General features: G+C 57.7%; 3 protein-coding genes. All 3 read left to right on the forward strand.

The window, feature by feature from the left end; translation table 11 throughout:
* A partial coding sequence (locus tag H5U08_RS13530) for an ATP-binding protein (RefSeq protein WP_297034058.1) occupies positions 1-852 on the forward strand: 852 nt, incomplete at its 5' end.
* A 74-nt stretch (positions 853-926) separates the two neighbouring features.
* Positions 927-2,156 (forward strand): HD domain-containing phosphohydrolase, encoded by a 1,230-nt coding sequence (locus tag H5U08_RS13535; RefSeq protein ID WP_297034061.1) that lies wholly within the window; start codon positions 927-929, stop codon positions 2,154-2,156.
* A 3-nt stretch (positions 2,157-2,159) separates the two neighbouring features.
* Positions 2,160-3,289, forward strand: a 1,130-nt coding sequence (locus H5U08_RS13540; protein WP_297034064.1) for an HDOD domain-containing protein, incomplete at its 3' end; no start/stop codon positions are given.

Here is a 3,289-nt window from a genome sequence, read left to right on the forward strand (position 1 = left end):
CAACTGGCGGCCGGTATCGCCCATGAGATCAATACCCCCACTCAGTACATTGGGGACAATATTTGCTTTGTCTTGGAAGCGTGCAAGGAACTAAACCCCATCTTTCAGGCCTGTCTTGAAATTCGCAGACGGTTGCTCAGTGAGGCGGCGATCCAGGAAGAACATCTGACGGCCCTTTACGAGGCGCTCCGGGAAGTTGACCTGGATTACCTGTATGACGATATTCCTCGCGCACTCAATGAAGCCATGGAAGGCGTGCGGGGCGTGGCCAAGATCGTGCGCTCAATGAAGGAGTTTTCCCATCCAGCGGCCCAGGCGAAGCAGGTCGTGGATTTCAACCGCTGTGTGGAAAGTACAGTGACTGTGTGCCGAAACGAATGGAAATATGTGGCCGACGTCGAGCTCGATTTGGACCCGCAACTTCCACCTGTGTACTGTTCACCAGGTGAAATGAACCAGGTGCTACTCAATCTCATTGTGAATGCGGCCCATGCCATCAGGGAGAAACTGGGCGGAGCTGCAAATGAACGCGGAAAAATAACGATTTCGACTCGCTGCCAGGGAGACTGGCTGGAAATCCGCGTCAGCGATACGGGAACCGGCATCCCGGAGGCTATCCGTGACCGCATCTTCGATCCGTTCTTTACGACCAAACCCGTGGGTAAGGGAACCGGACAGGGGCTTGCCATCACGCACTCGATCGTGGTGGAAAAGCACCATGGCACGATCGATGTTGAGACGACCCCGGGAGAAGGAACGACCTTTATCGTACGCATTCCCATTCACGATCAGGAAGAGGAAAAGAATGCTTCCGGTGCACATGGCGAATCCCCCGGGTCGGTCATCCCATGACAGATTGGGGGCCTCTGCCCGTGCCGGAGCGCCATCATCTACAGGCAATTCGCCATGACAGGGATGAACAGACCATGGACGTTTTGAGATCCGTCCTTTTGGAAAACAGAAAAAAGCGGATTCTTTTGCTCGATGACGAGCCGGCCGTGGTCCGTTCCCTGGCCAGGGTGATCAGCCAGTTCCACGGAGATTGGGAACTCGAGGCCGTCACCGATCCGGAAGAAGCCTGGCTGCGCTTGCAGCGTGACCAGTTTGATGTCCTGGTGACGGATGTGCGGATGCCCAAAGTCACAGGTTTAATGCTTTTAGAACGGATGCAGATGGATCCGCGCACGGCGTCTATTCCTGTGGTGGTGGTCACGGGATGGGGGGATCACGAAACGAAGCTGCGTGCGCTCGAGTTGGGAGCCATGGACCTGCTGGAAAAACCCGTTGAACCGCGGCATCTGGTTTCCCGATTGCAGCAGGTCCTCCGATGGAAAGAGGGGCAGGACATCCTCGCCGCGCTCAACGTGCGATTGCGTCGCATTCTGGACCGGCACCTGCGAGAACTGGCTTCTGGGCGGATGGGAACGATCCTGCGGCTGTTGATTGTGCTCCAGCAACGCAATCCCGATTTGGCTTTGCACGGCATGCGAGTCGCGGTGTACTCCAAAGTGATTGCGCAATTGCTGAAGCTGGAGGACACTCAGTGTCGTGAGATCTTTTGGGCGGGAATGCTCCACGACGTGGGCAAAATTGCCTTGCCCGATGCGCTCCTTGTGCGGGCCGGCATGTTCAGTCCTGGGGAGACAATCCTCTGGCAAAAGCATTGCCAGTATGGCGAGCAGATTTTGCGAGGGCGTGCGCCCTGGTCAGGCATGCTGCCAACCGGGGAAGACAGCGATTCCGGGACATCATCGATCGTCAAGACGGCTGCCCAGGTTGCGATTAGTCATCACGAGCGATGGGACGGCACGGGGTTCCCGTACGGGTTGGAAGGCGGAGCGATACCCCTGCCGGGACGGATCGTCGCCATTGCTGATGCCATCGACCATGCAACCCGCCCGGTGGCTTGGGCGCACCCGTCTTCTGCCATCGTACCGCCAACGGCAGAAGGGGCCGACCGGGCATTTGATCCGCGTGTGCTTGAAGTGTTTCGTCGCTACGAGGAGCTCTTTCGCAAGCTCACTGATCAGTTGCGCAGGATACCCCTCAACGACGAAAAGTGGCTGGTGAACCCGGACGCCCGGCTATTGGATGAGTGGGAGGGCGCTGCCGGACCCCATTCGGACGAATCGAGTTCGCCGTGTGTATCGGAGTAAGCGATGAAGCGGATCATTTTTGTGGATGACGACACGAGAGTCCTGGAAGGTCTCCGGCGATTGATGCGGGGATTCCGCTCCCAGTGGCAGATGGAGTTTTATGACAATCCGCTCACGGCTCTTGAGCAGATCGAAAAGCAACCACCGGACGTCGTCGTCAGCGACATTCGGATGCCTGTCATGGACGGTGCCGAGCTTTTGACGCAGGTTCAGGAGCGGGCACCGGCCACCATCCGGATTGCGCTGAGTGGGCAGTGCGATCGGGCAGCCGTCATGCGGGCGATCAAGCCCACTCATCAGTTCCTTGCCAAACCCTGCGAGCCGGAGATGTTGCGCAAGACCCTCACCCGGTTGAGCGAACTGAGGGATCGTGTCATCAACGAGGAGGTTCGGGCGGAGATTTCGCGAATAGCAGCACTCCCGGTGATACCGGAAACGCTCGTCCATTTGCGGCGCGTTCTGACACAGGACGATGTGAGTATCGGAACCGTGGCCAGACTGATGGCCTCCGACGTTGGTATGTGCGCCAAGGTGATGCAGCTTGTCAGTTCCAACTTTTTCGGGACGCAGCGCAGCGCTTGTCTGCCGGAGGAATCGGTGCGAGCACTCGGGATGGATGTGATTCGCCCCCTCGTTCTATCACAGGATCTGTTTACTCCCATTCCGCTCGAAGAGGACCTCAGTCATTTAGGCCGATTTTACAATCGACTCTGCCAAACCGTGGCGCGGGCAGCGCGGCGAATCGCGGAAATGGAAAACGCAGGTGAACCCTTTTGCACGTACAGTTATCTGGGGGGACTTTTCGCTAAAGTGGGCGTGATTATTTTTGCTGCGCTGGACATCACCAAATATCAGCAGATCTTCCGGTTGGCTGTGGAGGGGCATGGGTCGCTGAGGCAACTGGAAACTCAGGTTTACGGCGTCGCTCGGACCCAGGCAGGCGCATATCTATTTGCACTGTGGGGCCTGCCTGAACCTGTGGTGGACGCCGTGATGTATGCGGATCGGCCCTCTGCATCACCGATCGGCGGGTTTACTCCGACCACGGCAGTTCACGTGGCCGAAGCCCTGGTCCAACGGCTGGTGGGAATAATTGGCGGGGGTGAACCATTCCTGGATCGAGATTATCTTCG

It is taken from the genome of Thermogutta sp. (assembly GCF_014359955.1).
Classification (GTDB): Bacteria; Planctomycetota; Planctomycetia; order Pirellulales; family Thermoguttaceae; genus Thermogutta.

What these genes read in the sequence shown, in the direction of transcription:
- H5U08_RS13535 (WP_297034061.1), top strand. Translation starts at nt 927, where the DNA reads ATGGACGTTTTGAGATCCGTCCTTTTGGAAAACAGAAAAAAGCGGATT.